We start from the raw sequence: 19,318 nt of genomic DNA on the forward strand, positions 1-19,318 counted from the left end.
GGGCTTTTTTACTGATACAAAGAGGGATATATGGAACTTTTATCAAGTACAAAAGTAAGCGGTGGTTGGTTAAAACGCTACCGTCACGAAAGCTTGTCTGTAAAAGGCGACATGGTATTCGCAATCTTCTTGCCGCCTCAGGCAGAGAGCGCGAGTGTTCCAGTAATGTACTGGTTGTCTGGCCTGACATGTACCGATGAGAACTTTTCGCAAAAAGCAGGTGGTTTCAAGAAAGCTGCTGAGCTTGGTTTAGCGATTGTCATGCCGGATACGAGCCCACGTGGCACAGACTACCCTGGCGAACACGAAAGCTACGATTTCGGCTCCGGTGCTGGCTTCTATGTGAACGCAACGGTTGCACCTTATGCCAACACTTACCACATGTATGACTACGTGGTAAAAGAATTGCCAACTCTGGTTGAAGAGCACTTCCCTGTGACGGATAAGCGTTCTATTTCTGGACACTCTATGGGTGGACATGGTGCGTTGATTTGTGCACTGAAGAACCCTGGGCGTTACCAGTCAGTGTCAGCGTTTGCGCCGATCACAAACCCAACGCAGTGTCCTTGGGGCGAGAAAGCGTTCATAGGTTACCTAGGTGACGATCGTGAAGCGTGGAAAGCGTGGGATACTTGTGAATTGATCGCGACGGCCACTGAGCGTTTGCCATTATTGGTGGATCAAGGTGAAGCGGACAATTTCTTAGAAGAGCAACTGAAGCCTGAAGCGCTAGAACAAGCATGTGAAAAAGCGGGTCATGAATTGACGCTACGCCGTCAGTCTGGCTACGATCACAGCTATTTCTTTATCTCTAGCTTTGTTGATGATCATCTGGTTCATCACGCAAAAGCATTGGGTCTATAAGCCTAATTACGCTTTTGTTTAGAGAGACAAAAAAGGCGAGCTACTGAGTAGTTCGCCTTTTTAATGCGTGGTGTTTTAATGCTGCAACAGTATCAGTTAAAACGGAACTGGCTGATTTGAATGCGTAGAGATTCGGCCATTTTGGTGACCTGTTGCGAGCCTTGTGCTACTTCATCAGCTTCTTGCAGCACACGTTCTGATACTTCACGAATACCGATCAGGTTGCTGTTTATTTCCTCAGCGACTTGGCCTTGTTGCTCAGCAGCGGAGGCAATTTGCACGCTACGGTCAGACACATCATCGACTTGCATTAGCATCTTTTCAAGATTCTGCGCGGCATTACGCATACGTTCTGCGCCCAATTCTGCCTGTTGTGTGCTGGATGCCATAGAGCTAGAGGCTTCTGAGGATTGCTGTTGTAACTTTTCAATGATCTGACGGATCTCGACGGTTGAGCTTTGAGTTCGACTGGCAAGAGTGCGGACTTCATCAGCGACGACAGCAAAACCACGACCTTGCTCACCTGCACGAGCTGCCTCGATGGCTGCATTTAAAGCCAGTAAGTTTGTTTGCTCAGAAATATCACCGATCACACCTAAGACAGATTCAATATCTTTTGTTTGTGACAATAACTCAATGATGACGGAGTTAGCGCCTTCAACATGATGTGTCAGCGTCTGGATATTGTGATTGGTTTCATTCAAGTCGGTGCTAGAACTGCGCGTTGTGTCTTGTACGACTTGTGTAGCTTGCGCCGTGTCTTTGGCATTGTTGGCCACATCACGAATAGAGTAGGACATCTCATTCATAGCAGTGGCCAGTTTCTCCACTTCATTAAATTGGCTATCCATCCCACGTTTTGTGTTGCTGGTGTTGCCTTGCATTTGGACAGAGACTGCTTGAAGCTCGTCAATTGCCTGCGCCACGCTGCCTAGGGTTTTTGCTAAAGATTCAGACATTTGATTAGCTGAATCCGCTAGAATACCAAGCTCATCTTTACGGCTAAGTTCTAAGTGATGAGTCATATCGCCACTTGCCACATTTTGTAGATGAGCTGTAACGGCTTTTAATGGACGTACTATGCTACGCACTAGGAAGCAGCTCATTGTCAATGCGACCAGCACCATGATTGTTTCAATAATGACTGACACTAAGGTCGTGTCCCAAAAAGCCTGCTGGACATCTGTTAAAAAGACCCCTGAGCCTATTATCCAGCCCCAGTCTTTAAGGCCTTTTACATAAGAAACTTTATCTTCAGGCTCATCTACTTGAGGGCCTTTGTAAGTATATTCAACAAAGCCTTCACCGTTTTGTTTTACAGTTGAAACCATGTCTTGCCAATGGTGTTTGCCGCCAGCATCCGTTTTATTTTTGACATTACTGCCATTTAGCTGAGGCTTTAGTGGGTGCATCAACAGTGTATGCTGATAGTCGTTTATCCAAAAGTAACCGCCTTTGCCATAACGTAATGCTGCGACCGCTTGTAAAGCTTGCTCTTTGGCTTTTTGCTCACCAATGATAGGCGCTTGAGCATGATAGAACTCAATCAATGAGTAGGCATTGTCTACCTGTTCTTTAACTTGTAACTTGCGTGCTTCAAGTGCGCCTTGGTATTGATTCGTGTAGGCTTGAAATTCAAATATCACCAATAAGCCTACTAATAATGCAATTAGGCCCCATAATTTACGACTGACTTTGATGTCGGCAATCCGCATGATTTCCTCCTGAAAATTTTATAAGCAGAGGTTATGGTTTTTTAGAGGCAAGGGTGCTGATACAGATCATTAATTGAATATAAATGAGACTAATAGATTAGGTTTTTGGCTTTTATTAGTCATGACTTTCAAACTTTTGACATAAACCGTTTAGGGATTCTAATGCGTTACTCAATTTTGATTACTGGATGCAGCAGTGGCATCGGTTTGGAAGCAGCTTTGATGTTGCAAAAACATAATTTTTTAGTGGTGGCGAGCTGCCGTAAAGCCGCTGATGTTGATGCGTTGCGGCAACAAGGTATTAAGCATGTTGTACAGCTAGATTTAGCAGACTCTAAATCCATTGAGCAAGGGCTGAAACAAACGCTTGAGATAACTGGTGGGGCTTTGTACGCACTGTTCAATAACGGTGCTTATGGGCAGCCTGGGGCAGTGGAAGACTTACCAGTAGACGTATTACGCCAACAGTTTGAAGTGAACGTTTTCGGTACGCATGATTTGACGACACGTGTTGTGAAAGTGATGCTTCAGCAAGGCTATGGCCGTATTGTACAAAACAGTTCAGTACTTGGTTTGGTTGCCGCTCCGTTTCGGGGTTCTTACAATGCGAGCAAGTTCGCATTAGAGGGACTTACGGACACCATGCGCATGGAGTTAAGCGATACGCCGATTAAAGTGTCAACCATTGAGCCAGGTCCGATTGTCAGTCGCTTTAGAGACAATGCTTTAATTGCGTTGCAATCTAACATTAATGTGGAAAACAGCCGACATCAAAAAGGCTACCAGCAAGCCATTACGCGTTTAAGCAAAGTTGGTCCTGCAGCAAGTGGTACATTACCCGCAAGCGCGGTCGTGAAAAAGCTATTACATGCATTGGAATCACCCAAGCCTAAGCCTCGTTACTATGTGACTTGGCCAACGTACGCGGCTGGTTTGATGCGTCGTGTGCTGCCGACTTGTTTATTGGACCGCATTATGAAGTCGAATGGTAATTAGTGGTTGGCTCTATTGGCTAACGAGTTGATGACGTTCTGATCCAGTAGCCATTGATCGATGGCGGCTAAATAGCTCTGACGTATGGGCTTCGGTGATAAAAATAAATCATGGTAGCCGCCTTCAATAGCTACCGTTTTAAGCTGGGAAAAAGCGTTGTTCGCGGCCAAGTTCATACTGCCTACATCTAAAACACCATCTCCTTGCTTGACCTCTTCAATATCCAGTGCATGGCGTGTTGTGGTTTTAGAATGGCACATCAGTGTTGGTAACGTTATTGGATGCTTCTGCAAAGCACGTTGGGCTAGAATGACTTGTTTAAGCCAGTGAAAGGAAAGAGGGAACCCTTGTGCTGGTTTCCAATCTAGGCGGTAGTCCCATTCGCCACCAAATTTTTGATGTAAAGTCTGGGCGTATAAACTGATTTTATGGGCTCGTAGTGAATGGTATGGCAGTAAAGATACTGCCAGCCAAATAGGCCAGCTTACATGCTTTATGATCTTGGGCGAAAAGGGCAGGGCTAGAAAAGGACTGTTTAACATCAGCCCAGTAATACGTGGTTTGTTGTTTGTATCTTGTTCGAATACTTGCTGAGTTGATACATAACTTGACGCGATTAACCCCCCTGTCGAATGTGCTAGCAGAGTCACTTCAGTTACGCCGAGTCTATACATCTCAGTCAGCGCGAGATGTATATCATCGTGGTATTGAGTCAGACTTTCACACCAATTAGGCACACTGTTCGGACGAATAGAGCGACCGTAACCTCGTAGGTCGAGTGCAAAAAAACGCAACCCTAACTGTTCGAAGTGATGTGCCAGTTGATCTTGAAAGAAGTAATCCGTATAGCCATGCAAATATAGAACTGCTTTGTGACTTGGCGTGCCAGTGACGTACTCAATGACAGTGGTCACAACGTCCGTCACTGGACCGTCAAATCGATAGGTGTGAGCTATAAATAGCTCACCGAGAATATCAGGTTTGCTATGAAGGTGCTGCCAATAGTCAATCATAACAAATTAGAAAATTTGGTCGCCTAATTGATCTATGGTGAGCTTTGCTTTGCGCGTGGTGAGTTCAACACATTCATCAAGGCTCGCGACCAAATCAGAACGAATAAACTTATGAACTTTTTGGTCTTCGAATTCGCCTTTAGTAATTGTCGCACATACTCGGTATTGGCCTTGATCTGGCTGAGGTGTAGGAATAATGATGAAGCCATTATGCTCAACGGGGTCAAACGTACGAACATTTGAGGTGGTTCCATCACCAGAAAACATTTGAGTAATTTTAGAAAGAAAGCCCATGACAAAAAAGCCTTTGGTAATTAGGATAACCTTCATTGTCATGGATTTTGGCTTGGAGTCAAATAAAGCCTTAAAAGATTAGCTTTGTGGCGTAATATTTGGGGTTACTATGATGGCGCGTTTACGGCTCGACATAAGCGTAAACATAGCGACTAAGATCGCTGGGATCATCAGCAAGTTCAGGATCTCCCAACCAAAAAGCGAGTGCCAGTAACCGGATAACAAGCTGGCGGCCGCGGCACTTGAGAACACGATCAAATCGTTAACACCTTGAACACGGGCTTTATCTGCAGGCTTATAGGTTTTTGTCAAAAGTGCTGTTGCCCCAATGAACGTGAAGTTCCAGCCAATGCCAAGCAATACTAATGCAATGAAGAAGTGCCAATAGCTCACTCCGAATTGGTTTAGGAAAACGCAGCCGAGTAACATTAAGCAGCCAAGCTGGATGACACTGTATGTGCCAATGCGCATAATCAGCCGACCGGTAAAGAAAGAAGGTAAGAACATCCCCAGTACATGCCATTGAATGATGTGTGCAGTGTTACCAAAATCAAAGCCGCATGCCTGCATTGCCAAAGGGGTGGCGGTCATAATTAACACCATCACAGCATAGCCAATGGAGCCGGCCACGATTGCACTCATTAAATCAGACTGTTTAAGCAATTCAAGGTAAGGACGTGGTGTGCCATTTAGTTCTTGTGCAGTGGGCACGCGCATCGGTAATACTGCAATCAACACCGTATTAAAGGTGTACAGCACGATTAAAGCCGCAAACGCACCTAAATACTGAGTTTCGGGTGCCCAGTGCTCAAACCAGATCGCCATATTAGGCCCCAGTACCGCGGCGATAACGCCAGCTCCCATAATCATACTGATGGCAAGAGGTGCTTTTTCTTTCGGTACATTTTCAGTGGCGGCAAAACGGTATTGTTGACCAATACCAATCGCCATGCCCAGTAAAAAAGTCGCGCCACAAAATAGCTCGAATAAACCATGTTTTACGGCGTAAAAGGCAAGAAAAGCACCGCCAACACCGATCAGGTTACCCGCAAGAAAGCCTTTCTTACGGCCTAGCCAGCCCATTAAAAGAGCGGCTGGAAGAGTGACCCCCATGAGACCTAAAAATTGCAGAGCAACGGGTAACGTTGCCAATGCAAAGCTCGGCGCTAAACTTTGACCGATGAGTGCGGTCACAGATACAAGAAGTATGTTGCCTGTTATTAACAGAGCTTGTCCGAGAGACAATCCCCAAACCGTTATATTGCGCATGCTAAATCCTTTATATAGCTGTCATAGTATGTAACGCCGCAATAAGGATCGGGCAGCTACGCCAACATATTAGTCGAGCAACTTGAACATTTATTGCATGATTATAGTAATCACATGAGTTAAGTTCAATTTGATTCGCGTAGAATGGGAAATATTTACAAAAGGAGATATGTGTGGATTTGCTGATGCCAACGCGAAGCGACCTCTGGTTTCTGCCCCTAGGAGGAACAGGGGAAATAGGAATGAATCTAAATTTGTACGGCCACGATGGACAGTGGTTGATGGTCGACTGTGGGGTGTCATTCAACGAACCGATTGATGAAAATAGTGCGCGAACATACGAGCTGGTGTGTGCTGCCCCTGATTTTATTGTACAACAGCGTCATCGTTTAGCTGGGATCGTTATTACCCATGCGCATGAAGACCATGTCGGAGCGTTGCCGTTTTTGTGGCGCCGCTTCCAAGTGCCCGTTTATACCACGCCTTTTACGGCCGAAATTTTACGTCGAAAACTTGCTCAAGTTGGCTTATTGGGAGACGTTGAAATTCACGAATTGCCGATGGGGAGTCAATTTTCCGTGGGTGTATTTGATTTACAGTGGATTACCTTGACGCATTCTATTCCTGAGCCAAGTGGGTTAATGATTGAGACACCAGCGGGTAATGTTTTTCATACGGGGGATTGGAAGATTGATCACAGTCCAGTCATTGGTGAAAAGTTTTCTCCAGCCGTGCTGTCTACGTTACGCAAGCGTGATGTAAAAGCGATGGTGTGTGATTCCACGAATGCCTTAAAAAAGGGTCATTCTGTATCGGAATATGATTGCTATAAAGCCTTACTGGACGTTATCAAAGACGAACAGGGGCGTGTGGTCGTTGGTTGCTTCAGCAGTAATATTGCGAGGTTGGTGTCACTGGGTTACGTCGCTAAGGAAACAGGGCGTTATTTAGCACTGTTAGGTCGCTCTTTACAAAACATGGTCAGTGCGGCTCGAGTCGCAGGCTATTGGCCTGATGATCTACCTGTGATTGACCCTTCGCATCTTGGTTATTTACCTGCAGATGAGGTGTTGGCGGTTGCTACTGGGAGCCAAGGTGAGCCAAGAGCAATGTTAAACCGCTTAGCGCGGGATGACTGTTTCGATTTGTCTCTTCAAAAAGGCGATGTAGTTTTATTTAGCGCTATGATTATTCCGGGTAACGAAGACGCGATTGAACGCTTGGTAACGTCGTTTAAAGCCCAAGGCATTCGCACGATTCAAGGTCATGATACCGTTTTACCGATTCATGTCAGTGGCCATCCATACGAAGAAGAGCTTGCCTCAATGTATGACTGGGTGCGTCCTGAAGTGGCAATACCTACCCATGGTGAACCTGAGCATATGGCTGCCAATGCTCGAATCGCTAAAGAAGCGTTTGTACCACGTCAACTGACTGGACTAAATGGCGACCTGTTTACACTCGCGCCAGAGGTTGGAGTGCGCAAAAACGCGATTAAAGCAAAGCGCATTGCGATAGCCAGGTAACCTTGCGGACTAGCAAGAACCCAAAAAGCCTCATTTTACAATTGTATCATGAGGCTTTAGGCATCAACTGATATGAACCTAACTGGTGTATTGATTACAGCTCTACGGCAACGTTTTCAGCAAACCCTAGCATTAGGTTTAAGTTCTGTACCGCAGCACCAGAAGCGCCTTTCCCAAGGTTATCAAGCTTCGCTGAAAGGACCACCGATTGGCCATCGTCAGAAGCAAATACGGCTAATTCCACTTGGTTTGTATTTTCTAAACCGTGCGGCGTTAGGAACGGTGCATGGCTGTCTTTCACTTCATTAAATGGATGTACAGTGACAAAGTCTTCAGCTGCGTAGGTTGCTGCTAACGCTGCTTGCAATTTTTCACCCGTCATATCGCCAGACAGTGTTACAGGGATGCTAATCAGCATACCTTGAGCAAAGTTGCCCACGCTTGGGATAAAGATTGGCGTGTAGTCTAACTGAGACCATTTTTGAATTTCTGGTAAGTGCTTATGTTTGAAGTTTAAGCCGTAAGTGCCATATGTTGCAGCGCCAGTACTGCCTTCGTATTGCTCGATTAGCTGCTTACCGCCCCCAGTGTAACCAGAAATAGCATTAACAGAGTAATGACCGTTTGCAGCGAGTAGGCCTTGTTCAACCAACGGCTTGAGCAACAGAATAATCCCTGTTGGGTAACAGCCTGGATTGGATACGAACTGTGCCGCTTCGATTTGCCCGCGTTGGCTTTTGTCCAGTTCCGCAAGACCGTAAACCCAACCATCGGCAATACGGTGGACAGAACTTGCATCCAGTACTCGACAACTTTCTTCTTTTGCTAGAGCAACGGTGTCTTTAGCTGCGTCATCTGGCAAGCATAAAACCGTTACGTCGGCTTCTTTCATCAGACGGCGTTTTTCTTCTACATCGCGTTTTTTCTCAGGATCGATACTGATCACTTCGATATCAGGATGGTTTACCAGACGTTCACGTACTTGTAGGCCAGTCGTGCCCGTTTCACCGTCAATAAATACTTTCTTCATTCGTGTCTCCAAGCAACTGCTCAAGCGAAAATGTGAGCAGTAGGCAATTCATTTATGAGCTAATCATAGCACTGGCATGGGCGGGAAAAAACTAAGCGCCAGCTCAGTTTGGAAAATATTTAGGCTGGCGCAAAAGTTTTCATGGTATGAGGTTAGGGTTGTATTTGTTCTTCAATGACTTCGTCAGGGACATCAGCAATCGCCGACTCAAAGGCTTTTAAGCGTTTGTAGATTGATAGCAATTCGACAATCGTTGTCCAAGAGTTAACGAGGAACTGAAAAGAACTTTCAACTTGGTTGAAAGCATTCGAAATACGTTGCATGACCCCTAGCGTAAATGCACCCGCTACGATAGAAGGGCCTAATGCGATTAAAGGTACAAGTACACCAGCTTGCAAGTAACCGTAACGGACCACATTAAAATAAAGGTAATGGAAGTACAGACGGAAGTAGTTTTTGCGAACATTATCGAACAACTCAACGAGTTTTACGGGTTCAGCGCGGTCAGCGTAATCTTCACCATACACCAGTTCTTTACGGTAGGCCGCTTCCACTTTTTGGTTTTTGAATTCAAGCCCCGGGAGTTTTATCCCAGCCGTTGCTAGAAGAACAGTACCGATAATGGACCAAAGAATGGCGACAAACACTAAGGCTTGAGGCACTTCACCTACTAGAGGGAGCTCAGTTACATAACTTGAAAGCGCCCACAAAACAGGTAAGAAAGCGAGTAATGTCATGATGGAATCCAAAAAGCGAACGCCTAGGCTTTCCATAATACTTGCAAAACGCATGGTGTCTTCTTGAATACGCTGGGAGGCCCCCTCAATATGGCGCACTTTTGGCCACAGTGCAGTGTAGTAATTATTCATAGCGGTGCGCCAGCGGAACACGTAATGACTGACAAAGAAATGATTGAAGACAGCAACGGTAATCGCGACCAAAGCAATGGCAGCAAACGTCATAAGCTGCCCATAAAATTCGGTTAGGGTAATGCTGTTTGGTGCAGTTAAGGCTTTTTGGATGAGATCGTAAAAACTGCCATACCATTCATTTATCATGACACTGACTTGAACTTGGAACCAAGTGATAAAGACGATTAGGGCTGATCCCATGACCGACCATTTTGCCCATTTGTGGCCGCCATAAGCCATCCAAGCGCCGACGAATAAAGCATAGCAGACCAACATGTACTGATAGAGCCACACATCGCTGGCAAAACTATAAGCCTCTTGATACGCGACTTGTGCTGCTTGTTCCGCTCCTTCACCTAGTGCATCAGGAAAGTTAACCCCAAAAAATTGTCCAAGGCTTAGCGTTGAACCAAGGTCTTGTCCGATGGTGTACCAGCTAATGACACAAATAAGTGCCCAAAGGGCAAATGTCAAAAAGAACAATTTTGGTTTTGGGAAAAAGGATAAAAACACTGTTTATCTCTCTCTGTCAGTAGGTGATTGGAGCTCAGTAAGGTATTGATTTAACTAATAAGGTAAGTAAAAGCTACTAGAGCTTAAACGAGTAAGTGATCTACGACAACGAAACTCAGTAAAGGATCATGCAAAAAAATCGATTAACTTAGCGGATTCTGCGGCCGTGCCAATAATGCTTTTTCCAATAGACATTATCTAAACGTGAAATTATGACGCCTCTTGATGTTGAGGCATGTAAGAATTTACCGTTTTCTATGTAAATGCCGACATGACGGGCTTTAGAACTCGTTTTGAAGAAGACCAAATCACCTGCTTGAAGTTCATCTTCATCAACGTGGTACCCTGTTTGAACTTGTTTGTCGGTCGTGCGAGGAAGATAAGTTCCGAATTGATCGCGTAGTGCTAAATAGACGAATCCCGAACAATCAACTCCGCGTCGGCTCATACCACCCCACGCATAAGGCGTGTCACGCCAATCTTGATAGTGTTTATAAAGATGCTGTGCTATGGCGGGTTCGTTTTGAGTGCTCAGAGTGCCTGTGTTGACCTGAATTGAGTTGTCTGGAATTGAGCTACAAGCGGTTAGCCATACTGCAAAAAACATAGCGAATAGCATTCTGATTAACGATTTTGTATAGAGCATTGGGCTGGCGTCCTTATACACAGAACATTTATCTTATGCTCTTTATAGGTCGCTGACAAAAACTAGACACGATTTTGTCATCAATAAACGATCAAAACGAAAAAAGCTGTGTCCTATCGCTAGGACACAGCTTTTGAATGGTTAAGTTGTTTGTTAGACAAACTTATTTTTTTAGGTCAGCTACGGTTTTAGCAACAGCACGTTCAAAACGCTGGAAGCCTTCTTTGATATCAGCCTCTGGAATGATCAGTGATGGCGCAAAACGAACCACATTGGGGCCTGCTACCAACACAAAAAGACCTTCGTCTGCCGCATGGGTTAGAAAGTCTTTCGCATGTCCTGCTAGTTCATCTGAGACTTCCGCCCCCATCAACAACCCCATACCACGAATATCTTTAAAGACATGATATTTATCATTGATGGCTGTCAGTTCATCAACAAAAAGTTGGTGACGTTTTTTGACGCCGTCTAGTACTTCAGGAGTGTCAACGATGTCGATCACAGCTTCGGCAACAGCGGCTGCCATTGGGTTACCACCGTAAGTACTGCCATGAGTGCCAACGGCTAAAGAGTTTGCAACTTCTGCGGTTGCAAGCATGGCTGCAACAGGAAAGCCATTACCCAATGCTTTTGCCGTAGTTAGGATGTCGGGTGTCACGCCTGTTTGCTCGTAAGCGTATAAGGTTCCTGTACGACCCACGCCTGATTGCACTTCATCGAACACTAACAATGCTTTGTGTTCATCACACATAGCGCGCACTTGTTGAGCAAATTCAGGGTCAGCGGGGATGATACCACCTTCACCTTGAATGGGTTCCATTACAACAGCACATGTCTTATCAGAGATAAGTCCTTTAAGGGCATCAATGTCGTTGTAATCACAGTGCTTAATGCCACCAGGAACAGGAGCAAAGCCTTCCGTGTATTTTGGTTGGCCACCCACAGAGACTGTGAACAATGTACGACCGTGGAACGATTGATAGAACGAAATGATCTCGTTCTTTTCTGGGCCGAAATGATCAAACGCGTAACGTCGTGCAAGTTTGAAAGCAGCTTCGTTTGCTTCACCACCACTGTTGGCAAAGAAAACGCGATCAGCAAAGGTCTTGTCTGTTAGCTTTTTCGCTAATCGAAGTGCCGGTTCATTGGTCATTACATTCGATAAATGCCAAAGTTTACCGGCTTGCTCACGCATAGTGTCAACCAAAGTAGGGTGGGAGTGTCCCAATGCTGTGACGGCAATACCGCCTGCAAAGTCAATGTACTCTTTACCTTCCTGATCCCATACGCGAGAGCCTTCACCACGAACCGGAATCATTGCTGCCGGTGCATAGTTAGGAGCCATTACATCATCAAACATTGCTCTCGTTACTTGTTCAGTCACTGTATTAATACCTCATAAATTTAGAGCGGCCCAAAGTAGTGGGCCGCTCAAAGGGTTATATCAAATTTCTCAACTCTCGAATAGCAACACTTACCATAGACAGTGACAATTCAGGTTCTGATTTAATCTCGTCAAATGTGCTGTGGTAGTGGTGGATATTGTCATGATTGAGCTGCTTCCAGTTTGCTAAGCGGTTATCTAGGTCGTTCACCTCGATACTGGCCTGAATGACTTCTTGTGAAATAGTGCGTAAAGCATTATCGACTTCGTCGCCAAGGCCTGCTTTGGCACGACGCTCCCACATATCGTCTGCAGGTAATTTGTTGATGCTTTGACGTAACCAGTACAGACCAAGATCCATCTCTAGAGCAAAGTAAGTTTGTGCTGTATCCAAAACTTCTTTCTCTGTCTGAGCTGCAACGCGAATAATGTCCAAGCCATAGAACAAGAATGGTAGGGCAGACAGTTTATCAGCAATCTCTGCAGGGACATGTTGTTCCTGCAATTGCTTGCTTACATCAGAGATGTATTCACACGTTGGCTCCGTCAAAATTGCATCTAAATTATTGCGAATAATACCAATGCCAGGTTTGTAGTTATCCGTTAACTTCTGAATCGCTAGTGCTTCACGAGTGTTACGAATTAACCACAGTGTCGCTTTTTCAAGCAAACTTTGAACTTGGATAAACAACTGATTTTGCAGTTTGTTGTCGACTTTGAAATCTAGCTCGTTGATGGCATCCCACAAAGCTGGAATATCGAACATCTGCTCTGCTGCCATGTAAGCTCGTAATACATTCAAAGCCGATGCACTGGTTTCTTCTTGTACATAGGTAGAGAACGTCGATCCCATGCGGTTACCAACATTGTTGGTCACGTGCGCCGCAATGATTTCTTGTGAAAGGGGGTGGTCACTCATATGTTCAGAGAAACGTTTCACTAATGGTGTCGGGAAATAATCTTTAATTTGTGCGCGCAAATCTGGATCTTTGCCAATACCATCTTCAACCAGTTGTTCAGCGAACTTGATTTTTGAGTACGCCAATAACACAGAGATCTCCGGACGGGTTAGACCTTGGCCTTTGCCCATACGCTTTTTCATCTGTGCATCAGTTGGTAAAAACTCGATTTCGCGATTTAGACGACCTTCACGTACCAATGACAACATCAAACGCCAGTGGTCAGCGATACGTTCAGGTGCACGTGCATTGACCAACGATAAAAGATGGCTCTGGCCTTTGTTGTGACGAATAACCAAATCACCGACCTCATCGGTCATCTCGGCAAGCAGTTTGTTACGTTGCTTTTCAGTCATATCGCCATTTTCAACAATACGGTTAAGCAATATTTTGATATTTACTTCGTGGTCCGAACTGTCCACACCTGCGGAGTTATCGATTGCATCGGTGCTAACTAGTCCGCCTTTTTGAGCAAATTCAATACGTGACTTTTGGGTAAAGCCAAGGTTGCCACCTTCACCAATCATCTTGCAACGTAACTCATTGCCGTTTACACGCAGTGAGTTATTACCATTATCACCCACTTCCGCATGCGTCTCTGATGAGGCTTTTGCGTAGGTACCGATACCACCATTCCAAAGTAGGTCGACAGGGGCTTTAAGAATGTGGGAAATCAATTCCGTTGGCGGCAAAGACTTAACGTTCCCTTCGATTCCTAAGGCTTTACGAATGTCAGCGTTAATTGGGATCGATTTGGCGCTACGGTTAAAGATACCGCCACCTTTAGAGATTAGCTCAGCGTTGTAATCTTCCCATGATGAGCGTGGCAAATTAAACAAGCGTTGGCGTTCTTCAAATGAGGTCGCAGCATCCGGAGTTGGATCGATAAAAATATGCATGTGGTTGAAGGCTGCAACAAGGCGTATGTGTTTAGACAACAGCATGCCATTACCAAATACATCACCAGCCATGTCACCGATACCTACTGCTGTGAAATCAGTAGATTGACAGTCAATGCCTAACTCTTGGAATTGACGTTTAACCGATTCCCATGCTCCGCGGGCAGTAATGCCCATTTTCTTGTGGTCATAACCGTTTGATCCACCTGACGCAAAAGCATCGCCTAACCAGAAACCGTATTTTTCAGAGATGCTATTGGCTAAATCTGAGAATGTTGCTGTCCCTTTATCTGCAGCTACCACTAAGTATGGATCGTCTTCGTCATAACGTTTTACTGAAACAGGCGGGACTAATTCACGCTGAACTAGGTTGTCAGTGATGTCCAAAAGACCTGAAATAAAAGTGGTGTAACAGCGAACGACTTCGGCTTGTGTTTCTTCACGAGAAGAAACTTTCTTAAGCTGCTTGGCAACAAATCCACCTTTCGCGCCGGCTGGTACGATAACGGCGTTTTTGACCATTTGTGCTTTAACGAGGCCCAGTACTTCGGTGCGGAAATCTTCCATACGGTCAGACCAACGTAAGCCACCACGAGCAACTTTGCCACCGCGCATGTGAACGCCTTCTACCCACGGAGCATAGACGAAAATCTCAAAGCGTGGACGTGGCAGAGGTACAGCTGGAATCAAGCTTGGATCCAGCTTGAAAGAAACGTAGTCTTTAACATTACCGTCTTCAGCAGGCTGATAGAAGTTAGTACGCAGCATGGCTTGAATCACAGATAAGTAGTGCTTCAAGATGCGGTCTTCATCTAGGTTAGCAACGTTTTCAAGCGCTTCTTCGATTTTCTCTTGAAGCTTGACTACTTTGTCTTCGCGTTTGCTTTCAAGTGAAGGATCGAATCGTTGCTCAAACAGTTGAACTAGTAAGCGAGCAATCGGCGCATTCTTCTCCAATGTTTGCTGCATATATTGAAGTGAGAAAGGTATTTGCAACTGCACTAAGTACTTTGTGATTGCTCGTAGCATGGTCACTTGACGCCAAGTTAGTGAGGCATCTAATACTAGAGAGTTAAAGCGGTCATTCTCAATACGGCGTTTGACGACAGCATTAAATGCATCTTGGAAATCATCACGGTAGGCTTTTTTATCAAGGTTAACGCTAGGGTTTACACTAATAGCAAACTCCACCACCCATGTGTTGGCTTCACCGTCACCATTTTGATCAAGCTCGTATGGACGAGCTTCTAAGACGCGTAAGCCCATGTACTCAAGGATCGGCAGTACATCGGAAAGAACCAGTGTGGTACCCGCACCATAGACTTTAAAGAAGTAATGGTTTTTGGTTTGACCAACTTGACGGTAAAGATGAGTCGAAATATCGCTGTCATCAGTCAGTTCGCTTAAACGTTCAATGTCTAATACTGCAGTATTTGCAGAAAAGTCTTCGCGGTATGCTGCAGGCAAGTAGGGTGCGTACTCGGTGTAGAGTTTGTTGCCATTTTCTTCGCCTTGGCTGGTATGCAGTGCCGCAAGCAATTTATCATCCCAAGAAAGAGCCGCGTCTTGCATCTTGCGCTGGATGTCATCAATGTCGACCGTTGGGCTATTTTCTGGATCGGCAATTTGGATGGTGAAATTCACACGCGCTAGAACTTGTTGAGAGAACTGCACGTTGAATTCTGAACTGGCGCCATTGCAGGCTTTCATCAAGATGTCTTGCATCTTAATACGTAACTCGGTGTTGTAGCGGTCACGAGGAACATATACCAGAGCACTTAAGAAACGGCCATAAATGTCTTTACGTAGGAAAATACGCAGCTGACGACGTTCTTGAATGGCTAAAATACCTTCGATACTGTGGTACAGCTCATCGACTGGTGCTTGAAGCATTTCGTCGCGAGGATAACTGTTGAGAATGTGCTTAAGCGTTTTACCTTTGTGGCTATTTGGCTCTACATTCATTTTCTCTACAAGTAAGTTTAGCTTCTTGCGCAATAGAGGAACGTCTTGTAAACGCGCAACGTAGGCAGCCGATGAGTAAAGGCCAAAGAAGCGCCACTCGCCAATGACATTGCCTTTTTTGTCAAAGCGCTTAATGCCAAGGTAATCTAAATGTACAGGGCGGTGAACAGTCGAAATTGCAGTTGATTTCGTCAATACCAACAAGTTGTCACGATCATAAGCCAATTTAGCTAAGTGATCATTCAGTACGATGTCGTATTTTTCTTTTTTGGTTTTGCGGAACGTGCCAAGTGCTGAGTTCTCAACAAATCTTAGGTGGCTAAGATTATCTTCTTTTACTAAGTCGTAGGCGCGGAAGCCGACGAATGTGAAATGGTTGTTTTCTACCCAACGTAGGAAGGCCAAGTTTTCTTGATGCTGCTCGTTGTCTTTTAAATGTTCTACTTGTTCAGATGCTTTAATGACCTCAGCCAACTTTTCTTTCATGGTTGGCCAGTCTTCGACAGACTGTTTTACATCGCCTAGTGTGTCTAGAAGACCTTCTTTAATTTCTTCCATTTTGCCTAGATCAGAAATACGGTCAATTTCAAAACGAATTAACGCTTCTTGATGGCCTTTCTGATGGCGATCTTTGATAGCTTCCAATTCACCTTGTTTTGAACGATCTGTTGCAATAATAGGATGTGCAGTAAAGTGAATTGTATGGCCTAGTCGAACTAGCGCCATGTTAAAAGAGGACACTATGAAGGGCATATCGTCAGTCAGCACTTCAACTACAGTGTGCGTAGATTGCCAGCTGTGCTCTTCAAAATTGGGATTATAGACACGAACTTTAGGGGTGTTAGCATTACGTTGTTGGATAAAATCCCATAGACAAATGACTGTGCCGTATAGGTTATCTATATTATCGTGCTCCATATCTTCAATAAGTAGATCTTGAAAATAGATATGGGCCAGTTGGATGATAGCATCAGCGGATTGACTACCAGCGTTATCTTTAATCTCTGCTTCAATACGAGTGATTAACTCACTTTTTTTTGTATTCGTCATGTTACTCATCCTTATGAGTGGTGGTGTCTATTTTGGATCTGTTTATTATTATTGTTAGCCACCTAGAAACCGCTTAAATTGATTATTATGAAAAATAAGCGGCATAGATAGCTAGCGACTTTTCAAAATGCGACGTATGCTTTTGCTCAAGCGGTATCGCTGTCAAAAAAAGCTTGATGTCGATATCAAAAGCCTCTGTTATTCATTCTAAACGATATATATATCTTTTTAATGTGCTTATCGCAGGATAATAATTTGTACAACAGCCAATTCGCATCACGTGAAATCATGCAAGCCAGTAGAAAAGTGCAAAAGTACGGTTTTTTACTGATGCCTAGCTTTTCCATGCTTGCATTTTCCTCTGCTATTGAAACCATACATATGGCTAACTGGGTCAGTGGTAAAGACTTGTATCAGTTTTGTACTCTTGGTGAAAATACGAAAGTTGTACTTTCGAATTCTGGTGTTGCTACGACAACACAATATACTTTAGAAGATGCTCCTAGAGATTTAGATGCTTTATTTATTTGTGGTGCCTCCACAGCTAGTCAAGAAGATGATCTTAGTTTAGACGCTTGGTTACTTTCTTGCTCGAAACGTGGAATAGCATTAGCAGGAATCTGTACTGGGAGCCATATTTTAGCGCGAGCAGGCTTATTAGATGGTTATCGCGCTACGATCCACTGGGGGGATATTGCTAGTCTTCGGGAGGCGTTTCCGTCAGTGATTGTATCGAGTCATTTATTTGAAGTTGATAAAGATCGTTACACTTGTAGTGGTGGCAGCGCGGCCATGGATATGATGCTATTTTTAATAGGTAAGCAGCACGGTATGGCTCTCGCAAGCCATATATCAGAGCAGTTTGTTTGTGAGCGTATCCGTACCAATCAAGATCCGCAACGTATTCCTCTTCAAGCTCGAATCGGTACTGGTCAGCCAAAATTGATTGAAGCGGTACAGTTAATGGAAGCAAATATTCGCGAGCCTTTATCTTCGGATGATATTGCTTATCATGTTGGCTTGTCACGTAGACACTTAGAGCGATTATTTAAACAGAACCTAGAAACGGTGCCTTCACGGTATTATCTTGAGCTAAGGTTGAAACATGCAAAACAATTGATTGTACAAACCGATAAGAGCATTTTAGAAATTGGGCAAGCTTGCGGATTCACTTCCGCACCTCATTTTAGTACTACCTATAAAGGGTTCTTCGGTGTTTCTCCTAGAGAAGAGCGAAAAAATTTGACCATTAATTTTGATAATGCTGTCCATTTGGATAAGAAAACACGCCAACTTTGGCGAAAAAAGTTTTAGAATAGGCGACAATATAGTTGGCGTAATTTTTGATGCGTTCTACCTGAACCAACATTTATGCGTGAGTCTTAAGTTTACCCAACTTGTCTTTTACGCGAACAGAGTCATAAAAAAAGGTAAAAAGAATGTCTAAAGACCCTGCTTTAGAGCTAAAGGATATCCATAAGACCTTTGGGGACCATGAAGTTTTAAAGGGAATTTCGTTAGAAGCCCATGATGGGGATGTTATTTCTATTCTCGGCTCTAGTGGCTCTGGCAAAAGTACGTTCTTGCGTTGTATTAACTTATTAGAGAATCCGACTAAAGGGTTGATTCGTTTCAATGGTGAAGAGTTGAACTTGAAGCCTGGCGAGACTGATCTCTATGCCGCTGATATGAAGCAATTGACTCGTATGCGTCAGAAAATTGGATTTGTATTTCAAAGCTTTAACCTTTGGCCTCATATGACAATTTTGCAAAATGTCATGGAAGGCCCGTTGCATGTATTGAAACGCCCTAAAAAGGAAGTTTTGGAATACGCAGAATACTTACTTAATAAAGTGGGTATTGCCGATAAAAAAGACATGTATCCCAATCAGTTGTCTGGTGGTCAGCAGCAGCGTGTCGCGATTGCGCGTACCTTGGCTATGGACCCTCAAATCCTGTTATTCGATGAACCTACGTCTGCTTTAGACCCCGAGTTGGTGGGTGAAGTGTTGGGGGTAATGCGTGGCTTGGCCGAAGAAGGTCGTACCATGCTGATAGTTACGCATGAAATGAACTTTGCCAAAGAAGTTTCTAGCGAAGTCGTTTTCTTACATCAAGGTATGGTGGAAGAAAAGGGCACGCCTAGTAAGGTGTTCGGATCTCCAGACTCTGAGCGCTGTAAAGCTTTCTTATCAACTGTTTTTTAGTACGCTGTCAGACGACGCGAGTGTTTTCGCCTAGATAGGGTGAAAACGGATTAAGCGTTTTATATAAAATCAAGAACCTA

The 19,318-nt window shown here is 44.4% G+C and carries 14 protein-coding genes; 5 read left to right on the forward strand and 9 right to left on the reverse strand.

The window, feature by feature from the left end; all coding sequences use genetic code 11:
- Window positions 1-30 precede the first annotated feature (30 nt).
- Window positions 31-864, forward strand: coding sequence for an S-formylglutathione hydrolase (gene fghA, locus AYW75_RS04250; protein ID WP_067095841.1), 834 nt, complete (start codon window positions 31-33; stop codon window positions 862-864).
- 92 nt (window positions 865-956) lie between these two features.
- On the opposite strand, the gene AYW75_RS04255 is transcribed toward fghA, so the two are convergent.
- Window positions 957-2,579: a methyl-accepting chemotaxis protein gene (locus AYW75_RS04255; protein ID WP_067095844.1), complete on the reverse strand. Its 1,623-nt coding sequence runs from the start codon at window positions 2,577-2,579 to the stop codon at window positions 957-959.
- 162 nt (window positions 2,580-2,741) lie between these two features.
- Here AYW75_RS04255 and AYW75_RS04260 point away from each other — a divergent pair, with 162 nt between their 5' ends.
- On the forward strand, window positions 2,742-3,575 hold the full coding sequence (locus AYW75_RS04260; protein ID WP_067095850.1) for an SDR family NAD(P)-dependent oxidoreductase: 834 nt from the start codon (window positions 2,742-2,744) through the stop codon (window positions 3,573-3,575).
- Here the strand turns inward: AYW75_RS04260 and AYW75_RS04265 are convergent.
- From AYW75_RS04265 to AYW75_RS04275, 3 genes are read right to left on the reverse strand one after another with little or no spacing between them, the layout of a single operon-like run.
- Window positions 3,572-4,585 carry an alpha/beta hydrolase gene (locus AYW75_RS04265; RefSeq protein WP_067095853.1) on the reverse strand — a complete coding sequence of 338 codons (1,014 nt, stop codon included), beginning with the start codon at window positions 4,583-4,585 and terminating at the stop codon, window positions 3,572-3,574. The genes AYW75_RS04260 and AYW75_RS04265 overlap by 4 nt on opposite strands.
- A gap of 6 nt (window positions 4,586-4,591) precedes the next feature.
- Window positions 4,592-4,921 carry an HlyU family transcriptional regulator gene (locus AYW75_RS04270; protein WP_231886139.1) on the reverse strand — a complete coding sequence of 110 codons (330 nt, stop codon included), beginning with the start codon at window positions 4,919-4,921 and terminating at the stop codon, window positions 4,592-4,594.
- A gap of 36 nt (window positions 4,922-4,957) precedes the next feature.
- Complete coding sequence (locus tag AYW75_RS04275; protein ID WP_067095860.1) at window positions 4,958-6,148, reverse strand: MFS transporter; 1,191 nt, start codon at window positions 6,146-6,148, stop codon at window positions 4,958-4,960.
- A 242-nt stretch (window positions 6,149-6,390) separates the two neighbouring features.
- On the opposite strand from AYW75_RS04275, the gene AYW75_RS04280 reads away from it, so the two are divergent.
- Window positions 6,391-7,674 (forward strand): ribonuclease J, encoded by a 1,284-nt coding sequence (locus tag AYW75_RS04280; RefSeq protein ID WP_082856388.1) that lies wholly within the window; start codon window positions 6,391-6,393, stop codon window positions 7,672-7,674.
- 94 nt (window positions 7,675-7,768) lie between these two features.
- Here the strand turns inward: AYW75_RS04280 and argC are convergent, their stop codons facing one another.
- From argC to AYW75_RS04305, 5 genes are all read right to left on the reverse strand, one after another.
- Window positions 7,769-8,704, reverse strand: coding sequence for an N-acetyl-gamma-glutamyl-phosphate reductase (gene argC / locus AYW75_RS04285; protein WP_067095862.1), 936 nt, complete (start codon window positions 8,702-8,704; stop codon window positions 7,769-7,771).
- A 152-nt stretch (window positions 8,705-8,856) separates the two neighbouring features.
- A complete protein-coding gene (gene sbmA / locus AYW75_RS04290) occupies window positions 8,857-10,128 on the reverse strand; it encodes a peptide antibiotic transporter SbmA (RefSeq protein WP_067095866.1) in 1,272 nt (423 codons plus the stop codon).
- Between the two features lie 148 nt (window positions 10,129-10,276).
- Window positions 10,277-10,774, reverse strand: coding sequence for an NlpC/P60 family protein (locus AYW75_RS04295; protein ID WP_067095868.1), 498 nt, complete (start codon window positions 10,772-10,774; stop codon window positions 10,277-10,279).
- 163 nt (window positions 10,775-10,937) lie between these two features.
- Window positions 10,938-12,158 (reverse strand): aspartate aminotransferase family protein, encoded by a 1,221-nt coding sequence (locus AYW75_RS04300; RefSeq protein ID WP_067095870.1) that lies wholly within the window; start codon window positions 12,156-12,158, stop codon window positions 10,938-10,940.
- Window positions 12,159-12,213: 55 nt separating this feature from the next.
- A complete protein-coding gene (locus tag AYW75_RS04305; RefSeq protein ID WP_067095872.1) occupies window positions 12,214-17,031 on the reverse strand; it encodes an NAD-glutamate dehydrogenase in 4,818 nt (1,605 codons plus the stop codon).
- Between the two features lie 288 nt (window positions 17,032-17,319).
- On the opposite strand from AYW75_RS04305, the gene AYW75_RS04310 reads away from it, so the two are divergent.
- Both AYW75_RS04310 and AYW75_RS04315 read left to right on the forward strand, forming a co-directional pair.
- Window positions 17,320-18,345 carry a GlxA family transcriptional regulator gene (locus AYW75_RS04310; RefSeq protein WP_067096387.1) on the forward strand — a complete coding sequence of 342 codons (1,026 nt, stop codon included), beginning with the start codon at window positions 17,320-17,322 and terminating at the stop codon, window positions 18,343-18,345.
- Between the two features lie 125 nt (window positions 18,346-18,470).
- Window positions 18,471-19,238 (forward strand): ABC transporter ATP-binding protein, encoded by a 768-nt coding sequence (locus tag AYW75_RS04315; protein WP_067095873.1) that lies wholly within the window; start codon window positions 18,471-18,473, stop codon window positions 19,236-19,238.
- The last annotated feature ends 80 nt before the right edge of the window (window positions 19,239-19,318 follow it).

The sequence above is a fragment of the Marinomonas atlantica genome, from assembly GCF_001639725.1.
Lineage (GTDB): Bacteria > Pseudomonadota > Gammaproteobacteria > Pseudomonadales > Marinomonadaceae > Marinomonas > Marinomonas atlantica.

What these genes read in the sequence shown, in the direction of transcription:
- AYW75_RS04295 (WP_067095868.1), bottom strand. Translation starts at nt 10,774, where the DNA reads ATGCTCTATACAAAATCGTTAATCAGAATGCTATTCGCTATGTTTTTT.
- AYW75_RS04270 (WP_231886139.1), bottom strand. Translation starts at nt 4,921, where the DNA reads ATGACAATGAAGGTTATCCTAATTACCAAAGGCTTTTTTGTCATGGGC.
- AYW75_RS04275 (WP_067095860.1), bottom strand. Translation starts at nt 6,148, where the DNA reads ATGCGCAATATAACGGTTTGGGGATTGTCTCTCGGACAAGCTCTGTTA.
- AYW75_RS04265 (WP_067095853.1), bottom strand. Translation starts at nt 4,585, where the DNA reads ATGATTGACTATTGGCAGCACCTTCATAGCAAACCTGATATTCTCGGT.
- AYW75_RS04280 (WP_082856388.1), top strand. Translation starts at nt 6,391, where the DNA reads ATGAATCTAAATTTGTACGGCCACGATGGACAGTGGTTGATGGTCGAC.
- AYW75_RS04305 (WP_067095872.1), bottom strand. Translation starts at nt 17,031, where the DNA reads ATGACGAATACAAAAAAAAGTGAGTTAATCACTCGTATTGAAGCAGAG.
- fghA (WP_067095841.1), top strand. Translation starts at nt 31, where the DNA reads ATGGAACTTTTATCAAGTACAAAAGTAAGCGGTGGTTGGTTAAAACGC.
- AYW75_RS04260 (WP_067095850.1), top strand. Translation starts at nt 2,742, where the DNA reads ATGCGTTACTCAATTTTGATTACTGGATGCAGCAGTGGCATCGGTTTG.
- AYW75_RS04310 (WP_067096387.1), top strand. Translation starts at nt 17,320, where the DNA reads ATGCAAGCCAGTAGAAAAGTGCAAAAGTACGGTTTTTTACTGATGCCT.
- argC (WP_067095862.1), bottom strand. Translation starts at nt 8,704, where the DNA reads ATGAAGAAAGTATTTATTGACGGTGAAACGGGCACGACTGGCCTACAA.
- AYW75_RS04255 (WP_067095844.1), bottom strand. Translation starts at nt 2,579, where the DNA reads ATGCGGATTGCCGACATCAAAGTCAGTCGTAAATTATGGGGCCTAATT.
- AYW75_RS04315 (WP_067095873.1), top strand. Translation starts at nt 18,471, where the DNA reads ATGTCTAAAGACCCTGCTTTAGAGCTAAAGGATATCCATAAGACCTTT.